This is a genomic window from Streptomyces adustus (assembly GCF_009377175.1).
GTDB lineage: Bacteria > Actinomycetota > Actinomycetes > Streptomycetales > Streptomycetaceae > Streptomyces > Streptomyces adustus.
Map to the genome: position 1 here is coordinate 1 of NZ_VJZD01000457.1, position 3,478 is coordinate 3,478.

General features: G+C 73.9%; 3 protein-coding genes. 2 read left to right on the top strand and 1 reads right to left on the bottom strand.

Annotation, left to right across the window (positions count from 1 at the left end; all coding sequences use genetic code 11):
- Nucleotides 1-133: 133 nt before the first annotated feature.
- A complete protein-coding gene (locus FNH09_RS45460; protein ID WP_162470087.1) occupies nucleotides 134-1,690 on the top strand; it encodes an amino acid permease in 1,557 nt (518 codons plus the stop codon).
- A gap of 65 nt (nucleotides 1,691-1,755) precedes the next feature.
- Here the strand turns inward: FNH09_RS45460 and FNH09_RS45465 are convergent, their stop codons facing one another.
- A complete protein-coding gene (locus tag FNH09_RS45465) occupies nucleotides 1,756-2,337 on the bottom strand; it encodes a GNAT family N-acetyltransferase (RefSeq protein ID WP_162470088.1) in 582 nt (193 codons plus the stop codon).
- A 79-nt stretch (nucleotides 2,338-2,416) separates the two neighbouring features.
- Here FNH09_RS45465 and FNH09_RS45470 point away from each other — a divergent pair, with 79 nt between their 5' ends.
- Nucleotides 2,417-3,400, top strand: a complete 984-nt coding sequence (locus FNH09_RS45470) for an RluA family pseudouridine synthase (protein WP_152895727.1) — start codon at nucleotides 2,417-2,419, stop codon at nucleotides 3,398-3,400.
- Nucleotides 3,401-3,478 lie beyond the last annotated feature (78 nt).

Sequence of the window (3,478 nt, forward strand, 5' to 3'; positions counted from 1 at the left end):
CCGGTGGGCCGGTGGGCCGCGAGAGCGTGAGGACTTGGGCCCGCCCCGGACACGACTGCGTGACGCGGACGAAACAGGCCGTACCTAATTTCTGTCGCTCGACAGGAATTACGTGCCCAAGGCAGGTGCCGCCGTGACGACCACAGCCGCTTCCGACGTACGTCCCGACCCCGCGAAGCCCTCCGCCGACCACTCCCTCGCGGAGTTCGGCTACCGCCAGGAACTCCACCGCAGCCTCGGCCGGTACGCCTCGTTCGCGGCCGGGTTCTCCTTCATCTCCGTACTGACGACCGTCTTCCAGTTCTTCGCCTTCGGGTACGCGTTCGGCGGCCCCGTCTTCTTCTGGGCCTGGCCGGCCGTACTGGCCGGGCAGTTGCTGGTGGCCGCCTGCTTCGCGGAACTCGCCGCCCGCTACCCCATCTCGGGTGCCATCTACCAGTGGTCCTCACGCCTGTCGAACGCCACCTTCGGCTGGTTCGCCGGCTGGATCATGGTGATCGGGCAGATCGTGGTGGTCGCCGCGGCGGCCCTGGCCCTCCAGATGGTGCTGCCCGCGATCTGGTCCGGCTTCCAGCTGATCGGCGAGGACCCGGCTCCGACCTCCGCGGACGGCGCGGCCAACGCGGCGCTGCTCGGCGTGCTGCTGCTGGCCCTGACGACCCTGGTCAACGTCTTGGACAACCGGGTGATGTCCCTGGTCAACCGGGTCGGCGTAACCGCCGAGATCATCGGCGCGGTGCTCATCGTCGTCCTGCTGCTCACCCACTCCGAGCGCTCCCCCGGCATCACCTTCCACACCGCGGGCGCCGCCCAGGACGGCCTGTTCGGCGCGCTGCTGGTGGGCTCCTTCACGGCCGCCTACGTGATGATCGGCTTCGACAGCGCGGGCGAGATGAGCGAGGAGACGCACCACCCCCGGCGCACCGCACCGCGCACGATCCTCACCGCGCTCGGCGCGGCCGGACTGCTCGGCGGACTGATCGTGCTCGGCGGACTCCTCGCCGCGCCCAGTCTCACCGACGGACATCTGGCGGTGGACGGTCTCAGCTACGTCCTCACCAGCAGCCTGGGCGACGGCGTCGGCAAGCTGCTGCTGGGCGACGTGGTGGTGGCGATCGCGGTGGCGACCCTGGCGATCCAGACCGCGGCCTGCCGGATGCTGTTCTCGATGGCCCGCGACGGCCGGCTCCCCTTCGCCTCCCGTCTGGCGAAGGTCAACCCGCGCACCGGGATGCCCGGCGGCCCCGCGCTGGTCGTGGGCGCCCTCGCGGCGATCCTGCTGCTGCTGAACTTCGCCTCGCCGGAGGCGTTCCTGGCCATCGGCACCACCTGCATCGTGATGCTCTACCTGGCCTACGCGATGGTCACCGGCCCCCTGCTGGTACGTCGGCTGCGCGGGCAGTTCGCCGTCCACGGCACCGACGAGACGGGCACTCCCCTGTTCTCCCTGGGCCGCTGGGGCGTCCCCGTGAACGCGCTCGCCCTCGTGTACGGCCTGTTCATGACCGTCAATCTCGCCTGGCCGCGCGCCGCGGTGTACGACCCGGCGGGCGGGCACTGGTACTTCCAGTGGTTCACGGTGCTGTTCCTGGCCGTGACGGTCGCGGCGGGCGCGGCCTGGCGGACGTACCGCAAGCGGGCGGCGGCCACGCCGGACGTGCCGGGGACGGTGCCCGCGTCGGCGGCCTGACGTGCCGGGCGGGCCGGGCCCTGACGGGTCCGGCCCGGCCACGCTCCCCGCGTCGTCCGCGGTCCTCAGTCGCCGCGCACCCGGGCGTGCAGGTGCATGTCGTGCCAGCCGTCGCGGTGGAGTCCCGCGCTGCGCTTGGTGCCCTCCAGGGTGAAGCCGGTCCTGGCGGCGACCCGGCAGGACGCCTCGTTGGCGGTGGCGTGCAGGAGTTCCAGGCGGTGGAAGCCGACCTCCTCCAGGGCCCAGGCGGCGAGGGTCGCCGTGGCCCGCGCGGCCACCCCCCGGCCCCGCGCGTCGGCCACGGTCCAGTAGGCGACCTCCGCCACTCCGTCGGCGAGCACGATCTCGCGCAGCGCGACCCGGCCGAGCAGCCGGTCGCCGGCCTCGTCCACGACGGCCCACTGCGCGTCGCGTTCCCCGGCCCAGGCCAGCCGCCACTGCTCGATCCAGCCGGCGGCCTCGTCCTCGGAGTCGGCGGCCCGCAGATGCCACCGGTGCAGGGCCGGGTCCTGGAACGCGCGGTGGACGGCGGGCGCGTCCGCCGCCCGCCAGGGGCGCATTCTCAGACCGTCACCGGTGGCCAGGACGGGCTGGGGGATGCGGGCCAGGGTGCCCGCGGGCAGTACGTCGGTCGTCAGGAAGGGCATGGTCGGCATCCTGCCCGGCCGCCTCGGACGCGCCCAGCGGTTTTCCCGGGGCGCGCCCGGCCTCGTAGGCTGGTCGGCGATGAGACGCCGAACCCCGCCACCGCCCTCCCCGCTGCCGCAGCGCGACGGCGTGGACCCGGTACGGGTGCGACTGCCCCTCCAGGGGCCGTGGCCCACGGTGCGCGCGTATCTGGTGGAGCGGATGTCGGGGGCGCCGTCGGGCGCGGTCACCGGGATGTTCGAGGCCGGGCTGGTGGTCGGCGCGGACGGGCGGGCCCTGCCGTCGGAGGCGGCGTACGCACCGGGGACGTATGTGTGGTTCCACCGGGAGCTGCCCGCCGAGGTGCCGGTGCCGTTCGAGCTGGCGGTGGTCCATCGCGACGCGCACATCGTGGTCGTGGACAAGCCGCACTTCCTGGCCACCACCCCGCGTGGCGGCCATGTCGCCCAGACCGCGCTGGCCCGGCTGCGACGCGAGCTCGGCATCCCGTCGCTGACCGCCGCGCACCGGCTGGACCGGCTCACGGCCGGGCTGGTGCTGTTCACCGTACGACCCGAGGAGCGCGGCGCGTACCAGACGCTGTTCCGTGACCGCCGGGTGCGCAAGGAGTACGAGGCCGTCGCCCCGTACGATCCGGCGCTCGCGCTGCCCCGGACGGTACGCAGCCGGATCGTGAAGGAGCGCGGGGTGCTTGTCGCGCGGGAGGTCGAGGGCGAGCCGAACGCGGTCAGCCACGTCGAGCTGCTGGAGCGGCGGGCCGGCCCGCACGGCGCGCTCGGCCGGTACCGGCTGCTGCCCGCGACCGGGCAGACCCATCAACTGCGCGTGCATCTCAACCGGTTGGGTGTACCGATCCTGGGCGATCCGCTGTATCCGGTGGTGACCGCCCCGGGGCCGGCCGGTGACTTCCGGCGTCCGCTGCAACTGCTGGCGCGGGAACTGGAGTTCACCGATCCGGTCACCGGGGTGGCGCACCGGTTCCGCAGCGGGCGGACGCTGGGCGCGTGGTCCGCGTACGAGGAGTGGGCCGACGGGCCCACCGGAGCCGTGGCCGGTCAGTAGCCGCGCCACCAGCGCAGCAGGCGCTGCCAGGCGCCGGGCCGGTGGGCCGGCTCCGGTGCCGCCGGGGCGGGCTGGGCG

What these genes read in the sequence shown, in the direction of transcription:
- FNH09_RS45470 (WP_152895727.1), top strand. Translation starts at nt 2,417, where the DNA reads ATGAGACGCCGAACCCCGCCACCGCCCTCCCCGCTGCCGCAGCGCGAC.
- FNH09_RS45465 (WP_162470088.1), bottom strand. Translation starts at nt 2,337, where the DNA reads ATGCCCTTCCTGACGACCGACGTACTGCCCGCGGGCACCCTGGCCCGC.